This is a genomic window from Melittangium boletus DSM 14713, assembly GCF_002305855.1.
GTDB lineage: Bacteria > Myxococcota > Myxococcia > Myxococcales > Myxococcaceae > Cystobacter > Cystobacter boletus.
In genome coordinates this window covers 7,681,763-7,703,850 of sequence record NZ_CP022163.1, presented here as the reverse complement: position 1 = coordinate 7,703,850, position 22,088 = coordinate 7,681,763, and the positions used below count along the sequence as shown (strand labels likewise).

Here is a 22,088-nt window from a genome sequence, read left to right as displayed (position 1 = left end):
GTCTCAGGTCAGACGATCGATCGTCTGCGCCAAGCTTTCCACGCCCAACTCGCCCTTGACCAGATAGGCATCCGCCCCCGCCTCGGCCCCGCGCCGCCGGTCCTCGGGTGATGCGAGCGAGGACAGGATGATGACCGGAGTCCGGGCGAGACCCGCCGTGGACTTGAGCCTGCGCGTGAACGAGAAGCCATCCAGCCTGGGCATCTGGACGTCCGTGAGGATCAAATCATAGGGCTGGGACTGAGCCCGCAGATAGCCCTCCTCTCCGTCCTGGGCCTCGTCCACGCTGTGGCCGAGGGCCTTGACGAGCGCGGACTCGGTGGCCCGGGCGATGGGCGAGTCGTCCACCAGCAGCACCTTGAGGCGCTTGATGGAGGTGCCCTGCGTGACGGGCCGCGCCATGCGGCGCACCTCCGTCATGATGTCCGGCACGTGCAGGAGCACCGCGATGCGGCCGTCCTCCAGCGCGGCGGTCCCGGCGATGAAGGCGGCGCCCTTGAGGAATTCACCCCCGCAGGGCTTCACCGCCACCTCGCGCTCGTCCACGAAGCCATCCACCACCAGGGCGGCATGGTCATCGCCATGACGCACCACGACGGCGGGCGGCTTGTCGAAGCGGTTGCCACCGTTGACGCCCAGCAGCGGCCCCAGGCCCACCAGCGCGATGGGCTTGCCCCGGTGCTTGACGGCCAGGGTGCCGAAGACCTCCATGCGATCATCCGGCTTCACGCGCATCACCGCCACCACGTCCGCGGCGGGAATGCCGTAGACGTCGTCGCCCAGGCGCACCAGCAGCACCTTCATCAACGCCAGCGACTGTGGCAGGCGCAAGGTGAAGGTAGAGCCCCGGCCCAGGCGGCTGACGATGCCCACCGAGCCGCCCAGCGACTCCACCTTCTTCTTCACGACGTCCATGCCCACGCCGCGGCCGGAGATGTCGGTGATCTCCTCGCGGGTGGAGAAGCCAGGGCGGAAGACGAGCTCGATGGCCTCGCGCTCGGACAGGGCGGCGGCCTGATGCTCGGTCAACAGGCGCTTGCGCACGGCCACTTCGCGCAGCTTCTGCGGATCCATGCCGCGGCCGTCGTCGTCCACCTCGATGCTGAGCATGTCGCCGTCGACCCGCACGCGGATGCGCAATCGGCCCGCGTTGGGCTTGCCGAGCATGCGCCGCTCCTCGGGCGTCTCCAGGCCGTGGTCCACGCCATTGCGCAAGAGGTGCACGAGCGCGTCGCGCACGTCGTTGAGCATCGAGCGATCCACGCCCAGGTCGGCGTTCTCGATGACGAGATCCACCTCCTTGCCCTGGGCCCGCGACAGGTCACGCACCGCGCGCGGGAAGGCGTCGAAGACGGTGGCCAGCGGCACGAGCCGGGCCTCCGCCACGTGGTCCGCCATCATGGCCAGGTTGCCGTGCAGCGCCTCGATCCCGTCTCCGTTGGTGCGCACGAAGCGGAACGCGTCGTCGCGCAGCATGTGCAGATCGCCCTCGATGTGCTCGAGGTCGTTGCGCAGCACGTTGGGCACGTCCAGGCGCTCGGCCAGCTTGAGGAAGCGATCCCCCAAGCGGGAGAAGCGCTGGAGCAGGGACTCGATCTGCGAGGCGCGCAGACGGCCGCGGGCGCTCTCCACCAGCAGGTCTCCCGCGAGCAGGCCGAGGGAGTCGAGCACCTCGACGTTCACGCGGATGCTGCGGTCGGCCAGGGCCTTGTGAGCGTGGTGCTCCTCGTGCTCGGGCTTGGCGGCGCGGGGAGGCGCCGCGGGCGCGGGAGGCGCCGCGGGCGCGGGAGGCGCCACCGGTGGAGCCGCCTGGAAGGGCTCCACGGACTCGGCGGTGACCTCCATCACGTTCTGGGGGGGAGGCGGCGCGGCCGGACGGATCGCGGGCAGGGCCGTGTGGGACGCCCCCTTGACGCCGCCGATGGGCGGCACCGCGTGTCCGGACGCCGCGGACAGCGCCTCGCACATCTCCTGGGAGGCGGACGTGCCTCCCTGGGCCCCGGAGTGATCCTCCAAGAGGTCCGAGATGGTGTCACACGCGCGCAGCAGCAGGTCCGTCGCCACCTCGGTGGCGGTCTTGCCTTCCCGCTCGGCGCGCAGCAGGTCCTCGGCCGCGTGCGCGAGTTGGCCGATGGCGGCCAGGCCCAGCATGCGGGCCTCGCCCTTCATCGTGTGCAATTCGCGCGCGACCTCGTCCGCCGCTTGATCCGCGGTGGGCTTCTCGAGGTCGAGCACGCCCAACTGGATCTTCTGGAGACGGTCCGCGCTGACCTCCTGGAACTTCTGCAGGAGGGATCTCTTGAGGGCTTCGGTATCCATGGCCGGAGGGAAGCCGGGCGACGTTCACCGCCACCCGGTTGGGGCCCTCCCCTCCTGTTATCAGTCGGCCTTGAAACGCTTGATGAGTTCCGCCAGCCGTCCGGCGAGCTGGTTGAGCTCGGCGGCGGCACCCGTGGCCTGCTTGGAGGCCGAGGTGGTCTGGCGCGTCACGTCCTCGATCTCCGCCATGGAGGCCACCACCTGCTCGGTGGCCGTGCGCTGCTGCTGGGTGGCGAGATTGATGACGCGGGCCGCGTCGCTCGTCTCCTGCACGCCCGCGAGGATGCCCTCGACGGCCTGGGCCGCCACCGCGCCGAGCTTCTCACCGGACTCGGTGGCTTCCTTGGAAGCCTCCGCGGCGGTGCCCGCGGCGGCCGTGGCCTCGCGGATCTCGGTGATGAGGTTCTTGATCTCCTTGGTGGACTCCATGACGTTCTCCGCGAGGCGCCGCATCTCGGCCGCCACGATGGAGAAGCCCTTGCCCGCCTCACCCGCGCGGCTGCCCTCGAGCGCCGCGTTGAGCGCGAGCAGGTCCGAGCGGTCGGCGATCTCGTCGATCACCTCGACCACCGTGCCGATGCGCTCCACGCGCTTGGACAGCTTGGTGATGGAGTCGGCCACCGCGACGCCGTCGCTGCGGATCTGCTGCATGGCCTGGATGAACTCGCCGATGGCGCCCCGGCCGGCGCGCGCCGCGCCCAGGGTCTCCTCGGCCACGCGCGCCACGCTGCCGGCGTTCTCGGCGATCTGCGCCGAGGCGTGCTTGAGCTCTTCCATCGTGGCGGTGGTCTCGTGGATCGCCGCGGCCTGCTCGGTGGAGCTCGTCTCGTGCTGGGTGGACGCGGCGAGCACCTGATTGGAGGACGAGGACAGGCGCAGGGCCGCCTCGTTGATCTCCCGCACGAAGGTGCGCAGGGTCTCGATCACCTTGCCAAAGCCCTCGAGCAGGGGCCCGAGCTGGGCGTCCTCGGTGGTGGTGTTCCACGAGGCCAGGTCTCCCTCGCGCACCAGGGTGATGAGGGCGTCGATGGCCTGATCGATCTCCTGGGCGGCGACCTGCTTGCGGTGCTCGGAGACGGCGTGGCGGTCGAGCAGCTGGTTGAAGAGGTTGGCCAGGTCCGCGGCGTCCTCGTCCAGGGCGTTCTTGGCCACGCGCGCATCGAGATTGCCCGCGAGCACCGCGATCACCGTGTCGGTGAGGGGCTTGAGGGAACCGGCCTTCTTCGAGCGGGGGGCCGAGCCCTCCGCGGAGACCACTTCGTTCTTGGAATCAGCGAGCGACATTGCCTTCAGTGCCTTCCTTGAGCATTCAAGGTTTCGAGAAGATCGATGAGCATCACGGGACGCTCCTGATCGAGGAACACACCCACCGTGTAGGAAGCGGCGCCCGCCACGGGCGGCAGCCTCCTCAAGTCCCGGATGGGAACAGGACGCACCCCCCGGATGGCGTCCACCTTGAGATGGCCCTCGCCCTCAGGTGCATCGAAGACGAGCGCGCGGTTGCCACGCCTCAGGGCGCCGAGCTCCGGCACCATGAGGTCGTCGGGGAGTGAACGCTCGATGCGCAGGACCTGCGACGCATCCGTTCCGTAGACGACGTCGCCGACCTCGAAGAAGAGGACGTCGACCTCGTCGAACGAGGGTGAGACTTCCTCGTCGTAGATCATCGCACCACCGCGCGCTGGCGGGCGCTCTGCAGCAGCTTGGTGAAGTGGATGAGGGCCATGGTCTCCTGGGCGGAGGCGACCTCGTACACGCCGAGCAGGTGCTCCGCGGCGGCGTCACCCCCCAGGGGAGGCGGGAGGATGTCGGCCACGGGAACGCGCCGCAGGCCGAGCACCGCGTCGGCCACCACGCCCACGCGGTAGTTGCCGCTGGTGCCGATGAAGAGGCGGGTCCTCGGTCCCACGCGCGCTTCCCCCTTGCCGAGGAAGCGCAGCAGATCCATCACGGGGATGACCTCTCCGCGATGTCCCGTGACGCCCAGGAGAAAGGAGGGGGTGCGGGGCAGGGGCGTCATGGGCCCTGTCCGAATGACCTCGAGCACGTTCTCACTGGGAACCGCGAGGCGGAGTTCGCCTGCGCGGAAACAGAAGAATTCCTGTTCGGGTCGGGCCTGGCTCGCGATGGCCCGATCGGGGGCCATTCGAAGCGCACGCTGGAGGGGAGTGTTGGTCAAGGCGCCAAAGTATCCGGAGGCGAGCGAAGTGGGTCAAGGGTGGACCGAATCACATGGTCCGGGCCTTCTCAACGGTGTAGGGTGACTGCTGTATTCCAGGGGAGGAAGATGTCTCGCGTACTGGTCATCGATGATAGCCCGATGCTGGTGGAACTCACGGTGAGGGCGCTCTCCGCCGCTGGCTACCACGCCACCGGAGCGACCGACCTTGCGAGCCTCGAAGTGAAGCTCTCCGAGGGGCCGTTCTCGCTCATCCTGATGGACGTCAACATGCCGGAGATGTTCGGCGACGACGTCGTCGAGTATCTGCGCACACAGAAGAAGGTCACGTCCAAGCTGGTGCTCTACTCGGACATCTCCGAGGAGGAGCTGGCGGCCAAGACCCGCCAGTCCGGCGCCGACGCCTACATCCTCAAGGGGGGTGGGCTGGAGGCCGTCATCGGAGGGATCATGCGCATCCTGGGCGCGCCTCCCATGGCGACGGCCTCCGCGCGACCCCCGTCCACCGCGCCCGCCGCCCGCCCGGGAGCCCCCACCGCGCCCCGGCCGGTCGCTGGAGCGCCCACCGCCCGAGCTCCCGCTCCCGCCCCGGCGGCACGACCGCCCGGCGCGGCCCAGCCCGGTGTGGCCCCCGCGGCCGCCCCCCGGCCCGTCGCCACGGCACTGGCGCAACCCGCCGGGGCCGCCCCGCGCCCGTCGCTCACCGGACAACCCGCCGTGACGCGTCCCGCCACGCCTCCGGCGGGCGCTCCGCCTCGAGCCCCCGTGGGGGCCCCGGTGGCACCGCCCGCCGCTCGTCCCGCCCCCGCCGCTCCCTCTCCGGCGAGTCCTCCCCCGGCGGCCACCGCGCCCCGGGCGCCACTCCCAGGTCAGGCGGCCCCACCCCGCTCGGCGACCCCCGTGCACGCTCCCGCGGTGGGTGCTCCCGCGCCATCCCCTGCCCGCCCGGCGCCCACGTCACCGCGTGCCGCCGCTCCAGCGGCCCCCGCGGGCGGAGTTCCGGCGCCCACGAGGCCGGCAGCCGCCCCCGCCGCGACGGTCCCTCCGCGCGCGACCCTCACTCCCACCGCGCAGGTGCCCACCGTGGCCCGCCCGCCGCAGGGCGCTCCGTCGCCTCAGGCCCCCGCGCCCGCTCCCACGGTGGTGGCGGCTCCTCCGCCCGCGGCTCCGCCCGAGCCCGCTCCCACGCCCGCCGCCGCTCCCGCTCCCGCCGCGACGGGGGGCTTCCCCTCCGCGGCGAAGATGGCGGCCGCGGCGGGCAGGAAGCCCCGCATCCTCATCGTCGACGACAGCGAGATGACGGCGCGCATCATCGAGGCGGACCTGGTGTCCAAGGGCTTCGAGGTGCACATCGCCGACTCCGCGGACAAGGCGACGAAGATCATCCTCAAGAAGCAGACGCGTCCGGATCTGGTCCTGCTGGACGTGCGCATGCCCAACGTGAACGGCGAGCAGTTCTGCCGGTTCATCAAGAGCAACAGCCTCTTCAAGGGCATCAAGGTGCTGTTGTGCTCCGGAGAGAACGTGGAGGAGTTGCAGCGCATCTGCCGCGAGGCCGGTGCCGACGGCTACGTGCCCAAGGACGCCGTCCTGGGCAACCTGGTGGCCAAGGAACTCAACCCCGTGGCTCCGGGCGCCGAGTAGCCCCGGCGCCTCGCCCCTCCAGAGGCGCCGCCCTCGTCACACCCCGGGGGGGCGCTGGAAGGGGCCCGTCACGTCCGTCAGCGCCTCGGCCACGGAGAGCAGGGCCTCGTCTCCCCAGCGGCGGCCCACCACCTGGACGCCCAGGGGCAGACAGCCCGAGGACGCGCGCGGCAGCGGCATGGCCACCGCGGGATGGCCCGTCACATTGAAGAGGATGGGCAGGCCGGCGGTGCCTTCCATGTATTGGACGCGCCGCGCATCCACCTCCAGCCAGTCGCCACTCGGCCGATGCGTGAAGGCGGGGCTCATCGTCACCGGGCACAGCCACGCGTCCCAGCCGGACAGGAAGGACTCCACCTTCGCCATCAACTGATCGCGCATGGAGAGCGCCTGGGTGTAGTCCGACATGCGCCCCCACAACCCGCGCATGATGCCCCGGTTGATGGAGGAGTCGCCCCGCATGGAGCGAAAATGCAGGGCCGTCATGAGGCGCGCCGCGGCGGGCATCTCCGAGCCCACCTCCGCGCCGAGCAACTGTCCCCAGGTGAGCCACACCTGCTCGAAATCGAGCTCCGGCGTGCCCCGCTCCACCACGCACCCCGCGTCCTCCAGCGTGCGCGCCAATCCCGCCAACGCCGAGCGGGTCTCCGCCGAGACCGGCATCCCGCCGAAGTCATCCGTCCACAGGAAGCGATAGCGCTTCAGCTCCCGGCGCGGCACGTCCTGGAAGGGAATGGGAGGCATCTCGGTGTCCTGGCCATCCGGTCCGCTCAACAGCCGCAGCGCGAGCCGCAGATCCTCCACCGTGCGTGCCAGGGGGCCCGCCACGCCTTGATGGCGCACCCCCCGGGGCGAGCCTGGCATCCCCGGGATGTGACCGGAGAGCGGAATGCGGCCGTCCGTGGGCTTGAGGCCGAACACCCCGCAGAAGTGAGAGGGGATGCGGATGGAGCCGCCGATGTCACTGCCCACCTCGAGCGAGCTCATGCCCGCGGCCACCGCCACCGCGCCGCCCCCGGAGCTTCCTCCGCAGGTGCGCTCCACATCCCACGGGTTGTTCGTGCGGCCGAAGACGGTGTTGTGCGTCTGCGTGTCCAGCGCCAGCCGGGGCATGTTCGTCTTGCCCACGATGACGGCCCCCGCCGCCTTGAGCCGCGCCACCACCGTGGCGTCCCGCTCGGGCATGTGGCGCGCCAGGCGATCGAAGCCACTCGTCGTGCGCAGCCCCGTCGTCTCGAAGGCGTCCTTGATGGTGAGGGGAACCCCGTGCAATGGCCCCCACACCTCGCCCCGCGCCAGCGCCGCGTCCGCCTCGCGCGCCCTCGCCCTCGCCCGCCCCTCGTCCAGCGTGACCAACGCGTTGAGCCTCACGTTGTTGCGAGCCACCTGACCCAGGTGGGCGTCCAACAGTTCGACCGAGGACACCTCGCGACTGAGGACACGTTGGGCCATCTGGTGCGTGGGAAGGAAGGCGAGTTCTTGCATGGCTCGGACTCTATCTCCGAACCCCCGCGTTCCGCCGCTCCTCCAGACCGCGCGCGAAGTTGCCAATGACGAGGCCCGGACGCGCCGCCTTGAGACGGCGCAAGAGCTCGCGAATGCCCACGGGCTCGCCTCCCGCGCCCTTGTCCCGCGCCACTTCCAGGTACTGGATGGGATCGATGCAGAGCGAGCGCGTCTGGACCTGATCCACCCGGTACTTCTTGACCAGCCGTGCGAGCGCATCCACCTCGCCCTCTCGGTCGGTGACTCCGGGGAAAAGCAGGAGGTTGAGCGCCAGGTAGGCGTCGCGCTCGCGCGCGAGGGCAATGGAGGCCTCCACGTCTTCCCAGCCGTACTTCACCGGCTTGTAATAGGCCTCGTACAAATCCTTCACCGCCGAGTTGAGCGACACACGCACCGCGTCCAGGCCCGCGTCGAAGAGCGCCTCGAGGCCGTGGGTGAGACTCGCGTTGGTGTTGATGTTGATGGAGCCCCGCGAGGAGCGCGCGCGCATGTAGCGGATGGACTCGGCGATGTACTTCCAGCGCGTGAGGGGCTCGCCCTCGCAGCCCTGGCCGAAGCTGACCATGGTGCGGCCCGGCGCGTTCTCCAGGTGATGCAGCCCGATGACGCCCATCTCCTCGGCGGAGGGACCATTGTCCATGCGCTCGTGCGACGCGGGCGGCCCGTCCGCGGGTTGATCCGAGATGCACCCCACGCAGCGCGCGTTGCACATCACCGAGGCGGGGATGGCGCCCTCATCGCGCACATAGAAGATGTTCTGCGAGGTGAAGCAGCGGTAGAGCATCGCGCACGTGGTGAGCTGCTTGAGCACGCGGTTGCCCGGAAAGCGCGCGAGGTGCGCGTCCACGAGCTTCTTGAGCTCCGGCGTCGAGTACCTCTCCGGATCCCAGTGCGAGCGCGTGTCCGTGTGGATGGCCCACGCCACCGGCCCGTCCTCGCCCCAGGCCGCGGCGGTGTACGCCCACTGCGGCAGCACGGGCCCCTCCGCCTTCACCTCGCCAGGTAGGAAGGTGCGTGTGTAGCCCGGAGGCAGGAGCGCGCCCACGGCGCTGGGCACGAACGTCTTGCCGTTCATCTTCATCTCGCGCACCAGCTCCAGCTCGCCCGTCTCCGGGTGCAGGCCCACGGGCAGGCGGCCAGGCAGGTGCACGAGCCGCCCCGCCGAGGGCAAGGGGATAGGCTTGTCCTGGGGCGGAACCAGCTCCTCGCCACTGCGCAGGGTGGCCAGCAGATAGGGGTGCTCCATCACCCGGCCCTTGGGGTCCGCGAACAACAGCTTGGGTGCCAAAGTCATGGTCCCGTTAACTATCACTGCCGCCCGCTCCTTTCGACGCGGCATGCCGTCATGAGGCTCCGGGTTGCTTGCCCGCGCGCGTCTTGACTCGCCCGAGACCCCTGCCTAGGGTCCGCCCGCTTTTTCCGCGCTTGGTCGCGGCTCTTTCGGAGGCATCCCACGTGATTGTTGGCGTTCCCAAGGAAATCAAGACCCGCGAGTACCGGGTCGGCATGGTTCCAGCCGGGGTTCGCGCCCTCACCGGTGCGGGCCACACGGTCCTCGTCGAGACGAACGCGGGCGCGGGCTCGGGCCTGCCGGACTCGGAGTACCAACGCGTGGGCGCCCAGATCGTCCAGAGCGCGGACGAGGTCTGGAAGCGCGCGGAGATGATCGTCAAGGTGAAGGAGCCCATCGCGCCCGAGTACGAGCGCATCCAGGACGGGCAGATCATCTACACCTACTTCCACCTGGCGGGCGTGGACCCGGAGCTCACGCGCACCCTGGTCAAGAAGAAGGCCTCGGCCGTGGCCTACGAGACGATCCAGCTGGAGGACGGCTCGCTGCCCCTGCTCAAGCCCATGAGCGAGGTGGCCGGCAAGATGGCCATCCAGGTGGGCGCCGCGTGCCTGGAGAAGGCGCACGGAGGCAAGGGCATCCTCCTGGGCGGCGTGCCCGGAGTGCGCCGCGGCCGCGTGGTCATCCTCGGCGGCGGCGTGGTGGGCACCTGCGCGGCCAAGGTGGCCGTGGGCCTGGGCGCGGAGGTGACGATCATCGACATCAACCTCGAGCGCCTCACCTACCTGGACGACGTCTTCCTCGGCCGCGTGTCCACGCTGGCCTCGGACTCGGAGAGCATCGCCAAGAGCGTGCGCGAGGCGGACCTCGTCATCGGAGGCGTGCTCATCCCCGGGGGCAAGGCGCCCAAGCTCGTCTCCGAGGCGCTCATCGCCGAGATGTCCCCCGGCTCGGTGGTGGTGGACGTGGCGGTGGATCAGGGCGGCTGCATCGAGACGTGCGTGCCCACCACCCACGACAACCCCACCTTCGTGAAGCACGGCGTCGTGCACTACTGCGTGGCCAACATGCCCGGCGCGGTGCCCCAGACGTCCACCTTCGCCCTCACCAACACCACCCGGCCCTACGCCCGGAAGATCGCCGACCTGGGCCTCGTCGAGGCCATCAAGGCCGATAAGGCCCTGGCCCGTGGCATCAACACCTACAACGGCCACGTCACCTACGAGGCCGTCGCCAAGGACCTCGGCTACAGCTACCTGTCCATCCACGACGCCCTCAGCACCAAGGGCTCCAAGTAGGACTCTTCCCCACCTGAACCCCTGTTTCGTCGTTTTTCAGGGGGGGTGGGGAATAAATGCTCGCGTCAAGCGTCTCCTGCCTTTTGGGGCAGCCGTGCAAACGGCGCGGAGTGATTGGGTTGTTGCTCGTTCTGTTCCCGTACATACATTGCCGGGAGGGTTAACGACTCAATCGCCTGTAATTTCGGGCCTCTGGAAGGCGGGAGCATGCTGGACTTCAGGCAGAACAATCGGACCAAGCAGGAGTTCGAGGAACTGGCCCTGGCCCACCTCGATCCGCTGTACTCGGCGGCTCTGCGACTGACGAAGAACGAGCGCGACGCCGAGGACCTGGTGCAGGACACCTGCATGCGGGCCTACCGCTTTTTCGACAAGTTCGAGCGCGGCACCAACATCAAGGCCTGGCTCTTCAAGATCCTCACCAACACCTTCATCAACCGCTACCGGCGCAAGGTGAAGGAGCGCAGCGTGGTGGAGGGCGTGGAGCGCGAGGCCGTGCACGAGCGCTTCGTGAGCCGGGACGCCACGGACTTCGCGGCCAACCCCGAGCAATACTTCTTCGATCGGCTCCTGTCGGACGACGTGCTGCGCGCCATCGACGCGCTGCCCATCGACTTCCGGCTGGTGGTCATCCTCGCGGACCTGCAGGAGTTCTCCTACAAGGAGATCGCCGAGATCCTCGAGTGCCCGGTGGGAACGGTGATGAGTCGGCTCTTCCGCGGCCGCAAGCTCCTCCAGAAGACCCTCAAGGAGTACGCCGCGGGAACGGGCGTGCTGCGCCAGGAGGGAGTCGAGGCGCCGAACATGGACAGTGCCGCCATGAGCCTCGATGAGTATCGTCGCAGGAAGAAGGTGGGGTAGCCCGAGGTTGATGGGCCCGGAAATGCCAATTTACATCGGCCCGTCGCCGTTCCACCCCTGAGCGCTCATGAACTGCCAGGAATTCGATTCGGTTCTCCAGCCGTTCCTCGATGGCGAGTTTCAACCCGAGGAGCGGGTGGACATGGAGGCGCACCTGGAGCGGTGTCCCGGGTGCGCGAAGCGGGTTCATGAGGAGGCGCGGATGCAGCAGTCGCTGCGCCGGGCCGCGCGGCAGGCCGTCGCGTCCACCCGGGCGCCCGACGCGCTCCGCTCCCGGTTGCGCTCGGGCATCCATCAAGAGCAGCGCCGGGAAGCCCACGCGGCCTGGTGGCGCATGGGCGCTGCGGCCCTCGTCATGGTGACGGTGGGCGGCAGTGCCTGGTGGATGTTCCGCCCCGAGCACTCGCAGCGCTACCGGGAAGACGCCGTGCGGCGGCACACCAAGAAGCTGCCGACGGAAGTCGCGGGCACCTCGCGCGAGAACGTCGAGGCCTGGTTCGATGGGAAGCTGGATCACCGGGTCTCCGTCCCCCATTGGCCCAACGTGAAGCTGTCCGGCGCGCGCATCTCCAATGTGAAGGATCGTCCCGCCGCGTACATCAGCTACGAGCGCAGCGCGGACGTCCAGGGCGCTCCCGCCCGCCGCATCGGGCTCTTCGTCTTCGATGACACCCGGCGCGAAGTGGAGGCGCCTCCCCTGCCCGCCGTCCAGGTGAACTCCAGCCTCGGCTACAACGTGGCCATGTGGCGCGACGGAGAGGTCGTCTACGAGCTGGTGTCGGATCTCGACGAATCGGACATCCGCCACATGCTCGCGCAGCAGCACGCCCAGCAGGCGCGGCCCTCCTCCCCGACGGCGCCCGAGCCGCAGGCGCGTCCCGTGTCGCTACAGCCCTGATCCACCCGTGCCGGGGGATCGCCTGCCTGCCCCACGAGGCGGACGGCCTCGCGCCAGCAGTGGACCGAAGATTGACGGTCTGGATGGGCACCGATAGCCTTCCGAGCGACTTTTTTCAGACTCACCGTCCCCGCGCCCCCTCGCGGCGGGCACCTGCCCTTCCAGGTCTGGCACTCCCTCCATGTCCAAGAACATCCTGATTGTCGAAAGTGACACCGCCCTCTCCGCGACCCTGCGACAGGCCCTGGAGGCCCGGGGCTTCGCGGTGCAGGAGACCACCGACGGCAAGGGCAGCGTGGAGCAGATCCGCCGGGACCGGCCCGAGCTGGTGGTGCTCGCGGTGGACTTGTCCGCCGGACAGAACGGCTACCTCATCTGCGGCAAGCTGAAGAAGGACGACGATCTCAAGCCCATCCCCATCATCATCATCGGCAACCCGGATGGCTTCGCCCAGCACCGCAAGCTCAAGGCCCACGCGGACGACTACGTGGCCAAGCCCGTGCACGCCGACGAGCTGGTGGAGCGCGTGGGAGGGTTGATCGGCTTCCCCGAGCTGCCCGCGGGCGAGGTCGTCGACGATGGTTTCTCGCTCGGAGGCCTGGACGGCACGGGTGACGAGCCGGTGCATGGCGAGGAGCTGGCCATCGAGGGCGAGCCGCTGGAGAACCACGGCGACGAGCTGTCGATGCTCGACTCGCCCTTCGCGGACTCGGAGCCGGCCCTGGGCTCCTTCGACGAGCCGGTGGAGACGCCGCCAGAGCCGGAGGCTCCGAACGAGGAGTTCTCGCTCGACAGCCTCGGTGGTGGCGAAGACGACGCGTCGCTCGACTCGCTCGGGATGGACGACGAGAAGACGATGGTGGGCTTCATGCCCGCGCCGGCTCCGGCACCCGCTCCGGCTCCGGTCCCCGTGGCCGCGCCTCGTGCCGCGCCCGCGGTGGCCGCGCCCCGTCCCGCTCCCACTCCGGCCCCGGTCCCGGTCCCCGTGGCCGCTCCCCGTGCCGTGCCCGCTCCCGCTCCCACTCCGGCGGCCCGTCCGGCGTCCGCGAGCGCCAGCGCCACGTCCGCGGCGGACCTGGCCGAGTTGCGCAACCTTCGCACCCGCGTGGCGGAGCTGGAGGGAGCCCTGGATGATGCACGGGGCCAGGCCAGCACCGCCGAGTCGCGCGTCGCGGAGCTCGAGGCCGAGCTGGACGTGAAGACCACCGAGCTGGAAACGGTGAAGTCCTCGGTGGGCAAGAACGATCAGGCCACCCTCCAACTGCGCGAGGCCTCCAACCGCAAGGATCGGGAAATCCTCCGGCTCAAGACCGAGCTGAACCAGAAGGAGCAGGAGATCGTCGAGCAGCAGGATCGTCTGCTCGCCCTCGAGCAGCAGGCCAATGGCTCCACGGAGGAGCTGACCCGCAAGGATTCGCAGCTCAAGCTCCTGCAGACGAAGGCGGAGCAGCTCACGGCCGAGCGCCGGCGCATCGAGCAGCAGTTCGCCGCGGCCCGGGAAGAGGCACGGAGCGCCACGGCGCGCGCCACCGCGCTGCAAACCGAGGTGGAGCAGTACCAGTTGCAGCTGGGTGACGCGGATGAGATCCGGGCGCGCGCGGACCAGCTCGACGCGGAGCTGGCGGCGGCGCGCGGTGACGCGGAGAACGTCCGGGCCGAGCTGGACAACACCCGGGCCGAGCTGGACGCCGTGAGGGCCCAGGCGGGCCAGGAAAGCGACGAGCTGCGCCGGCGCATCACCGAGCTGGAGGAGTCGGTGTCGCGCAACGAGGATCGGGTGGCCAAGCTCTACGCGCGCATCAAGTCCGACGAGAAGGTGCGCGAGAAGACGAAGAAGGCGCTCGCCATCGCCTCGCAGCTGCTCGAGGAGCAGCCGGTGGCCATCCACGACGACGAGGAAGCGGTGGCCTGAGAGACCGGGGCGGGGATTGTTCTCCCCGCCTCCCTGGGCCCCCGGTCCGGAGCCTACTTCTCCGGCTTCTTCTCGTTCTTCTTCTCCAACATCTTCTTGGCGACACCCTGGAGCGCGGACGGCACGTTCTTGTCGCGCGACAGATCCTTGATGTCGTTCTCGCGCAGGGTGTTGAGGAACTTCATCCCCACGGCGAGCGGCAGGCGGGGATTCTTGAGCAGCGCCATCTTGATCTTGTAGTTCTTCGTCCACTCCCGGCTGCCGTAGATGATGCGCAGCACCTCCTCGTTGACGGCCTTGTTCGCCGCGCAGTTGAGGACCTCGCCGTCGGTGATGCGGGGGCTGCGGATGACGGCGGTGCACACGAGCTTGTTCGTGTCGCGGATGAGCATGCCGCGCGCTTCCTTGTTGCCCAGCGTCGCGAGCTTGATCTTCTGCGCGATGCTCATCTTCATGATGCGCTGGGTGAGGCTGATGCGCTTGCCCTCCTCCATGGGGGCCGCGGTCTCCTCCTTCTCCTTCACCACGTCTTCCTGGAACTCCTGCAGCACTTCCTCGGCGGTGGGGCCCACCTCGGGCGGAGCGGCGACGGCCTGGGGCCCGAAGAGGCGCACGCGCGCGGCCTGCACCTGGGGCACGTCCGTGAGCGACAACCCGCTGCGCACGGCGAAGTCGGACACGCCGTCGAGCAGCGCGGGGCTCGCGTTGGGGTTGGCGCACAGCTGACGCAGGATGTCCTCGTGGCGGAGGATGCGCAGCTGGTTCTGCCCGATGATCTCCGCGATCTTCGCGCTGCACTCCCGCGCCACCAGGGCCACGGCCTCGTCGGGCGTGTTGGCGTTGAGCACCAGCATTTCCGCGTAGACGTCCTTGGCGCGCAGCAGGGGCAGCAGCCAGCCGAGCACCGGTGCCGGGACATCCTCGTCGCGAAGCCCCGCGGAGAAGCGGTCCGGCAGGGCGGCGGCCGTCTTGGTGGCGGTGTCCCGCACGCCCGCGTCCGCGTCGAACGTGAGGATGAAGAGCGCGCCGAGCATGTCCGCGGGCGCGAGCGGCACCAGGGCCTTGGCGGCCATCATCCGCAGGGGCGGCGGCGCGGCCGGATCCACGTGCTTGCGCATGTTGGGCGGAAGGATCTCCGCCGAGATGGGACAGCCAGGAGGAGTCGCGGCGGGGGTCTCGGGAGTCGTGCTCATGGGGCGTGGTTCCTTCCGTAGATGATGCGCAGTCCCTCGAGGGTGAGGAATTCGTCGACTTCGTGGATATGGGTGGAAGCGCTCGCCACCAGGGACGCGAGGCCCCCGGTGGCCACCACCCGCGTCTCGAAACCCAGCTCCGCGCGAATGCGCGCGCACAGGCCATCCACCAGGCCCACGTAGCCATAGAAGAGGCCGGACTGGATGGAGTGCACCGTGTTGCGGCCCACCACGTGGGGAGGACGGGCCAGCTCCACCCGGGGCAGCTTGGAGGCGTTCTGGAAGAGCGCCTCCATGCCGATGTGGATGCCAGGGCAGATGGCGCCACCGAGGTATTCCCCCCGGGGCGTCACCGCGTCGAAGGTGGTGGCGGTGCCGAAGTCCACCACCACCAGGCCCGAGTGGTGTTTGTCGTAGGCGGCCACCGCGTTGACGATGCGGTCGGCGCCCACCTCGCGCGGGTTGTCGTAGAGGATGGGCATGCCCGTCTTCACGCCGGGCCCGACGAACATCGGACGCGTCTTGAAGTAGCGCTCGCTCATCCGCCCGAGGTGGGACTGCAACGGCGGCACCACGCTGGAGACGGCGACGGCGTCCACCCTCCCCGGGTCGATGCCGCTGGACTGGAAGAGCTGACGCACCAGGATGCCGAACTCGTCCGAGGTGCGGCGGGCGCTCGTCTCCAGACGCCAGTGGTCCAGGAGGCGCTGGCCCTCGTACACCCCCAGCACGGTGTTGGTGTTGCCAACGTCGATGGCGAGAAGCATGGCTCGCCGCGCAGTCTAGCGGGGCCGCACCTGCTCCACATCCCCGGCGAGCACCCTTTCCAGGCGCCCGTCCGCCGTGCGGACCCGCAGCGCACCCGAGGCGTCGATGTCTTCAGCGACACCACGCAATTCCGACCGCTCTGTCCGCACGCGCACTTCCTGGCCCAGCGTGCTGGACAGCTCCATCCAGCGCTGACGCACCGGGTCGAATCCGACCTCATGGTGCAAGTCCAGCCACTCCTCCAGGCGGGCCCAGAGCGAGGTGGTGAAGAGGGCGCGGTTGACGCGCCGGCCAAGCCCCTGGGCGAGCGAGGTGGCGGTCTCCGCCAGCTCGGGTGGGAAGTCCTCGGGGCCGGCGTTGAGGTTGACGCCAACGCCGAGCACCACGAAGTGCACCCGCTCGGGCTCCGCGGACAACTCCGTGAGGATGCCCGCCACCTTGCGGCCCCCGAGCTGCACATCGTTGGGCCACTTGATGCGGGCGTCGGCGCCCTCCTCGCGCAACACCTCGCACAGCGCCACCGCGGCCACCAGGGTGATTTCGGGCGCGCGCTGGGGCGGCAGCTCCGGACGGAGGATGGCGGAGAAATACAGGTTCAGCCCCGAGGGCGAGGCCCATGCGCGGCCCCGGCGGCCCCTGCCCGCCGTCTGCTGCTCGGTGATGACCACTTCGCCGTGCTCGGCGCCGTCCGTGGCCAGGCGGAAGGCGGCCTCGTTGGTGGACGGCAGGGACTCGTGGAAGTGGATGCCCTGCCCGAGGTGATGGGTGGACAACAGGGGCGAGAGCTCCAGGGGCGTGAGCTTGTCCGGCACGTCCATCAACCGGTAGCCCCGCGCGGGGACGGCGTCGATGCGGTAGCCCTTGCCCCTCAGCGACTCCACGTGCTTCCACACGGCGGTCCGCGACAGGCCCAGCTTGTCCGACAGCGCCTCCCCGGAGAGGAACTCGTCCCGACCCTCCACCAGGAAACCCAGGATGAGCTCCTCGTACGTCCGCTCGCTGCTCTCGACACCCATGGCGCTGCCCTCTTCCCGCTCGAAGGGGCTCCAGGGTAGGGAGGGTCGACCCGACTTTCAACGGGCGCCCGCCCCTCCCTCCGGGGAGGACGCCCGCTCTTCCACCTAACGGCCAGACAGCAAGAGGCCCCGCCCTTCCTCGATGCGAATGACCTGGGTGGGCGCCCGGGTGCTGCGCAGCGAGTCGATCCACTGCACCGCGGCGGTGACATCCGACTCGCGCGTGTCGTGCGTGAAGACGACGATGGTGGCGTGCGCGTCCTCGGGACGCGGGGGACGTTGGAGCACCGAGTTGATGCTCACCCCCTTCTCGCCCAACACGCTGGCGATGCGGCCCAGCACACCGGGCTCGTCGCTCACGGAGAAGCGCAGGTAGGCGGGCCCCCGGCGCTCGCCCGGCGACAGGAGCGGCACGTCCTGCATGTGCGGCGCGCACGGCAGGGGCAGCCGGCCCGAGGCCCCCGCGAGCAGGTTGCGGCAGGTGTCGATGATGTCGGCCACCACCGCGCTGCCCGTGGGCAGCGAGCCCGCCCCCAGGCCCGAGAAGAGCGAGGCCCCGAGCGCCGCGGACTGCAGGAGTACCGCGTTGAACCCGCCCTTCACGTCCGCCAGGGGGCTCGCCGCGGGGATGAAGGCCGGGTGGACGCGCACGTCCATGCCCTCGGGGCTCCGGCGCGCCCGGGCGAGCAGCTTGAGCACGAAGCCCGCTTCCCGCCCGTAGGTGATGTCCGCGGGCGTGAGGCCCGTGATGCCCTCCACGAGGATGGACGCGGGGGACACGCGCGCGGAGAAGGCCAGCGAGGCGAGCAGGCACAGCTTCTGCGCCGCGTCCATGCCGCTCACGTCCAGCGTGGGGTCCGCCTCCGCGTAGCCGAGCTCCTGCGCGCGCCGCAGCGCGTCCGCGTACGTGGCGCCCTCGTCCGCCATGGCCGAGAGGATGAAGTTGGTGGTGCCATTCACGATGCCCGTGAGCGACTCCACCCGATCCGACGCCAGCGCCTCGCGCAGCGTGCGGATGATGGGGATGCCGCCGCACACCGCGCCCTCGAAGTGCACCTCCACGCCCCGCGCGACGGCCTGAGAGAAGAGCGCCTCGCCGTGCGCGGACAGGAGCGCCTTGTTGGCCGTCACCACGTGGCGGCCCGAGGCGATGGCCTGCTCCAGGTACTCGCGCGCGGGGTTGAGCCCGCCCATCAACTCCACCACCACCGACACCTCGGGGTTGGCGAGGACGGTCTTGATGTCATGGGTGAGGAGCGCCGAGGGCACGTCCTCGGGGCGGGAGCGGCCCGGCTCGCGCACCAGCACGTGGTGCACGCGCACCCGCGCGCCCAGGCGCCGCTCGATGTCCTTCGCGTGCTGCGCGAGGATGCGGTACGTCCCCAATCCCACGTTGCCCAGACCCAGCAGGGCGATGCCGATTTCCTTCATGTCTTCCCTCTCGCCCGCGCCTTAGCGGCCCGAGTCCTTCAATTGGTAGGACGCCAGCTCCAACGACGTCTGCGGCACGCGCTCTCCGCTGCCCCTCTCCACGGACAGGTCCAGCCTCACGAGCCCCACGCCCTCGGCGAAGGTGATGGCGTTGATGAGCGTGGTCTCCGCGTCCACGCGGTTGCGCGCCTCCACCCGGACACAGGAGGCGAAGCCCCCCGCGGCCGTCTCGCAGGGCACGTTCGCCTGGAGAATCCGGTAGTGCTCCGTGGACGACACGGACACCACGTTGGTCCACTGGTTGCCCTCGGTGAGCGGGCCGCGCAGCAGGTAGCGCTTGAGATCCCTCACCCCGAAGGTGTCCACGGAGAGCTGCCCCCCCTGGTTGTCGTGGAAGTAGCCGCCCTCCTCCTTGACGATCTCCACGGTCACGGTCTTGTCCGTGCGCCCGTTGATCCGGTACGTCCACTGGTTGCCCACGGCGAGCGGATAGTAGGCGGACAGGTTCTCCGCGCCCCGAGGGGAAGAAGGAGCGGACTCGGCCACCTGCTGACGGCTGGCGCAGGCACCCGCCCCGAGCACCAGCGCGGCCCCGAGGCCCATTCGTACGACGACAGACGAGCGCTTCATGTCTCTAGTGTTCCGCGCGGTCCTTCCCGCGCGCCTCCGGAGTGGCGTGCTTGTGTGCTGCGTAGAGCGTATCCAACGCCTGCTGGGCCGCGGCCTGCACATCGGGCTGATCGTGCCCCTGGGCCACGGTGAAGAGGTACGCCTCGGCCTCGGCGCCACCAATCTCTCCAATGGCGAAGACGACCTCCTGCACGAAACCCATTTCCCGATCCTTCACCAGGTCGATGAGCGCGGGGATGGCGGCGCGATCCTTCATCTCCACGAGCGCCCCCATGGCCTGACGCGCCACCTGGACATCCTCATCCTGGAGCTGGCGGATGAGCAGCGGCGCCGCCGCGGGGTTGCGCCGGTCCGCGAGCACGCGCAGCGCGAACTCGCGCACCCGCTCGTCCTGGGACTTCAAGTCCTGGAGCAGTGCCGCGTCCGGACGCTCCACCGCCGCCAGTTGGAGCCCCGCGGCCTCGGACACCTGGACGAGTCCTCGCTGGAGCGCCTCGCGCAGGGCCTTGCGCCGCGCCGCGGCGTCCTTCGCTTCCACCCGCGCCTCGCCCAGGCCCACCACCTGGTAGCGCAGGGGAACCTCCCCATTGCGCCGCTCCATCACCAGCGTGGCACCCACCTCGGCGAAGGAATAGGTGCTGCTGTCCTTGAGCACCTCGCGCGTGAAGGGCAACTCCAGCGAGAACGACCACGCGTCCGCGACCTGGCGCTTCGAGTCGTCCTCCGCGAGGAGCTCGAAGCGCCGACTGTCACTCAACACCTGCGCGAAGTGGGCCCGGATGTCCGACGGCCCCCACCCGAGCAGGCCGTTGTCCACCACCGTTCCACCCTCGAGTTCGAGGCGCTCCACCGGGAAGCGCGGCTCGCGCGAGCGGCAGGCACCGAGCAACAGCGCCACCAGGGAAAGGATCAGGCCGGGCTTCATACCGGCCTACCCTAACCCAGTCCCGCGCGCCCCTCACCCTCGGACCGCGAGGATGTCAGGTCGTCCCGCCTTCCGGCGAGCCGTCATTCGAGGAAGGCCGGGGATCCCCATGGGGGGCAGCCGCCTCCTCGGTGGACGGCTGGGCCTCGATGGCCGGGGGGTTCTCCGGCAACGGCGGCGCGGAGGACGGCTCCACGGTCTCGACCGCGGCCGGAGCTCCCTCCACCTGGGGCGCGGCCTCCTGGGGTGCTGTCTCCAGAGGCACCGCCTCGGCGACGGTGGCCAGCGTGGCCTCGGTGACGGTCACCCCAGCGGCGCCTTCCACGGAAGCCACCTCCGCGGAGGTCACCGCCTCGGCCCCACCCTCGCTCGGGCCGCTCACGGCGGGAGTTCCCTCGGTGGGAGCGGCGGCGGCCCCGGGCTCACCCGGTGCGCCCTCGGGACGATTACCCCGGCCCCGACGGCCCCGGCGGCGACGGCGGCGGCGCTTGCGCTCGCCCGCGTTCGCGCCCTCTTCCTGCGAAGCGGGCGCGCCCTCCGTCTGCCCTCCGACGAAGGCACTCGCGGCCTCCAGATCCTCGTCCTCCCCCTCCTCGTCGCCCTCCTCATCCTCGGACGGGGCGATGGGCGCGGCGGCCTCAAGGGGGACGGGCACGCCGGGGGCCTGGGCCTCACCGCCCTGGGCCTCCTGCTGGCGAGAGGCCTGCCGCTCGCGACGGCGCTCTTCCCGCCGGGCATCCCGCTCGCGCTGGCGCTCCTCGCGGCGCTCCTCCCGCCGCTTCTGCGCCTCTCCGGACTCGGCGGACACCGAGGTGTCGCGCGGCGCGGACTCCTCGCCGCCCTCCTCGCCCTCGCCAGCACGGGCCTCCTTCTCCCGCTGGCGCTCCTCGCGGCGCTTCTGCGCCTCCTCGGCCTCGAGCTTCGCCACCTCGAAGAAGCGCTCGTCGACGTCGTACAGCTCCACCGTGGTGACGCTCACCGCGGCCTTGGCCTCGAGGAACTTCTCGCCGAGCGCGTCGCCGCACCACAACATCACCAGCGAGCCACTGGCCTGGGCCTCGGTGCGCGCATCGCCCCGCGCCTCACCCGCGCAGGCGAGCAGACCCACCTGGGCGGAGTAGTGGCCGAGGTCCTTGCGCAGCTCCTGCACGGCCTTGCGGTCGAGCGCGGGCACGCCCTTGAGCATGCGGATGGCGTAGCGCAGGTCCACGCTGCCCTCGCGCTTGCGCGCGGTGAGCAACGGGCCTTCCTTCGAGCGCTTGGCCACCTTGAGCTCACGGAAGCCCAGCGCGTGCATCATCTTCACGACGGACTTCTCGAAGGTGCCCACGTCCAGCTCGCCCAGGCGCTTGCGCACCGCGCGGGCCACGGCCTTGCGCGCGTCCTTGACGGCCGTGCGCGCGGCGGTGAGCAGCGCGGCATCCGCCTGCGCCTCGGGGGCCGGAGCGGCGCCACCCGTGCGGTTGAGCACCGGACGTCCATCCTCCAGCGGAATGCCCAGGGCGGCGGCGAACGCGGCCTGCAGTTCCAGGGGCGGCGCCTCGCTCGGAGCGCCCGCGCGCTCCAGCGTCACCGCGCCCGTCTCCTTGGAGAAGGAGAACTGCGGCCGGCGTCCCGCGTCGATGCGGCGCTGGTTGTCCTCGAGCAGCGCGGTGAGCAGCAGCTCCACCGTGACGTCCTCGGCGGCCAGCTCCTTCGTGCGCGCCTGCTCCAGCAACTGCTCCGGACGCAGGGACTGCTCCGCCTCGCTGAGGATCTCGAACACCACCTCCGGCAGCGGCGGGAAACGGCGACGCCGTCCACCCCGTGCATCCTCCTCGTCCTCGCGCCGGCGTTGCTTGCGATCGCTCCCCCGCCCCGCCACCCGCACGTTGTCGTTGCGCGACTCCGGGTGACGCTCGGTCGGCCGCAAGGGCGGCAATCCCTCCTCGGGATGCACCTCCATCACCCCCGTGTGCGCCAGCGCCTCCGCGTCCTCCGGCAGCGACCAGTCCGTCAGGGCGAACGTGTCCCGGGCGGTGACGATCACCTTGCGATCGCGCGTCCGACGGGCCATCGCCGCGAGCCGCGACAACATCGTCAGCTCGGGCGTCTTGCCCACGTGGGACAACAGGTTCTGGGCGATCGACCTCTCGGTGATCTCGAGGAAGTGGAGGGGACGGCCTTCGCTCTCGAGCACGCGGAGAGCGGCCTCATAAAAAGTCATCGACGATTCCC

General features: G+C 70.1%; 17 protein-coding genes and 2 pseudogenes. 6 read left to right on the top strand and 13 right to left on the bottom strand.

The genetic code is table 11. The annotated features are described in order from the left end of the window. Positions 1-3: 3 nt before the first annotated feature. From MEBOL_RS31955 to MEBOL_RS31940, 4 genes are read right to left on the bottom strand one after another with little or no spacing between them, the layout of a single operon-like run. On the bottom strand, positions 4-2,319 hold the full coding sequence (locus tag MEBOL_RS31955; protein ID WP_095980983.1) for a hybrid sensor histidine kinase/response regulator: 2,316 nt from the start codon (positions 2,317-2,319) through the stop codon (positions 4-6). A gap of 60 nt (positions 2,320-2,379) precedes the next feature. Next, positions 2,380-3,603: a methyl-accepting chemotaxis protein gene (locus tag MEBOL_RS31950; protein WP_095980982.1), complete on the bottom strand. Its 1,224-nt coding sequence runs from the start codon at positions 3,601-3,603 to the stop codon at positions 2,380-2,382. Positions 3,604-3,608: 5 nt separating this feature from the next. Then, on the bottom strand, positions 3,609-3,986 hold the full coding sequence (locus MEBOL_RS31945; RefSeq protein ID WP_095980981.1) for a Frizzy aggregation protein FrzB: 378 nt from the start codon (positions 3,984-3,986) through the stop codon (positions 3,609-3,611). Continuing rightward, on the bottom strand, positions 3,983-4,465 hold the full coding sequence (locus MEBOL_RS31940) for a chemotaxis protein CheW (RefSeq protein WP_095980980.1): 483 nt from the start codon (positions 4,463-4,465) through the stop codon (positions 3,983-3,985). The genes MEBOL_RS31945 and MEBOL_RS31940 overlap by 4 nt, the downstream gene beginning before the upstream one ends. A gap of 141 nt (positions 4,466-4,606) precedes the next feature. Here MEBOL_RS31940 and MEBOL_RS44185 point away from each other — a divergent pair. After that, positions 4,607-4,909 (top strand): annotated as a pseudogene (locus tag MEBOL_RS44185) (response regulator); the annotation flags it as partial. Between the two features lie 729 nt (positions 4,910-5,638). Continuing rightward, positions 5,639-6,142, top strand: a pseudogene (locus tag MEBOL_RS31930) (response regulator); the annotation flags it as partial. A 36-nt stretch (positions 6,143-6,178) separates the two neighbouring features. Here MEBOL_RS31930 and MEBOL_RS31925 read toward each other — a convergent pair. Beyond that, a complete protein-coding gene (locus MEBOL_RS31925) occupies positions 6,179-7,627 on the bottom strand; it encodes an amidase (RefSeq protein WP_218920832.1) in 1,449 nt (482 codons plus the stop codon). 10 nt (positions 7,628-7,637) lie between these two features. Continuing rightward, the gene (locus MEBOL_RS31920; RefSeq protein ID WP_095980979.1) at positions 7,638-8,942 is read right to left on the bottom strand and encodes a radical SAM family protein; all 1,305 of its coding nucleotides are present in this window, start codon (positions 8,940-8,942) and stop codon (positions 7,638-7,640) included. A gap of 161 nt (positions 8,943-9,103) precedes the next feature. Between MEBOL_RS31920 and ald the strand changes: the two genes are divergently transcribed. The 4 genes from ald (at position 9,104) to MEBOL_RS31900 (ending at position 13,908) form a co-directional block, all read left to right on the top strand. Next, positions 9,104-10,237: an alanine dehydrogenase gene (gene ald / locus MEBOL_RS31915; RefSeq protein WP_095980978.1), complete on the top strand. Its 1,134-nt coding sequence runs from the start codon at positions 9,104-9,106 to the stop codon at positions 10,235-10,237. A gap of 207 nt (positions 10,238-10,444) precedes the next feature. Beyond that, positions 10,445-11,098 (top strand): sigma-70 family RNA polymerase sigma factor, encoded by a 654-nt coding sequence (locus MEBOL_RS31910; RefSeq protein ID WP_095980977.1) that lies wholly within the window; start codon positions 10,445-10,447, stop codon positions 11,096-11,098. A gap of 67 nt (positions 11,099-11,165) precedes the next feature. Then, complete coding sequence (locus MEBOL_RS31905) at positions 11,166-11,996, top strand: anti-sigma factor family protein (RefSeq protein ID WP_095980976.1); 831 nt, start codon at positions 11,166-11,168, stop codon at positions 11,994-11,996. A gap of 181 nt (positions 11,997-12,177) precedes the next feature. After that, positions 12,178-13,908: a response regulator gene (locus tag MEBOL_RS31900; protein WP_095980975.1), complete on the top strand. Its 1,731-nt coding sequence runs from the start codon at positions 12,178-12,180 to the stop codon at positions 13,906-13,908. 53 nt (positions 13,909-13,961) lie between these two features. Here MEBOL_RS31900 and MEBOL_RS31895 read toward each other — a convergent pair whose 3' ends face one another. The 7 genes from MEBOL_RS31895 to MEBOL_RS31865 form a co-directional block, all read right to left on the bottom strand. After that, the gene (locus MEBOL_RS31895; protein WP_095980974.1) at positions 13,962-15,101 is read right to left on the bottom strand and encodes a hypothetical protein; all 1,140 of its coding nucleotides are present in this window, start codon (positions 15,099-15,101) and stop codon (positions 13,962-13,964) included. Further along, entirely contained in the window at positions 15,098-15,868 is a 771-nt protein-coding gene (locus MEBOL_RS31890; RefSeq protein ID WP_095980973.1) for a type III pantothenate kinase, read from the bottom strand. The genes MEBOL_RS31895 and MEBOL_RS31890 overlap by 4 nt, the downstream gene beginning before the upstream one ends. Positions 15,869-15,883: 15 nt before the next feature. Then, positions 15,884-16,885 (bottom strand): biotin--[acetyl-CoA-carboxylase] ligase, encoded by a 1,002-nt coding sequence (locus MEBOL_RS31885; protein WP_095980972.1) that lies wholly within the window; start codon positions 16,883-16,885, stop codon positions 15,884-15,886. A gap of 105 nt (positions 16,886-16,990) precedes the next feature. Then, complete coding sequence (locus tag MEBOL_RS31880) at positions 16,991-18,316, bottom strand: homoserine dehydrogenase (RefSeq protein ID WP_095980971.1); 1,326 nt, start codon at positions 18,314-18,316, stop codon at positions 16,991-16,993. A gap of 21 nt (positions 18,317-18,337) precedes the next feature. Then, positions 18,338-18,946, bottom strand: a complete 609-nt coding sequence (locus MEBOL_RS31875; protein WP_170115634.1) for a hypothetical protein — start codon at positions 18,944-18,946, stop codon at positions 18,338-18,340. A 4-nt stretch (positions 18,947-18,950) separates the two neighbouring features. After that, positions 18,951-19,871, bottom strand: coding sequence for a HEAT repeat domain-containing protein (locus MEBOL_RS31870; RefSeq protein WP_095980969.1), 921 nt, complete (start codon positions 19,869-19,871; stop codon positions 18,951-18,953). Between the two features lie 55 nt (positions 19,872-19,926). Next, on the bottom strand, positions 19,927-22,077 hold the full coding sequence (locus tag MEBOL_RS31865) for an HTH domain-containing protein (RefSeq protein ID WP_095980968.1): 2,151 nt from the start codon (positions 22,075-22,077) through the stop codon (positions 19,927-19,929). Between the last annotated feature and the right edge of the window lie 11 nt (positions 22,078-22,088).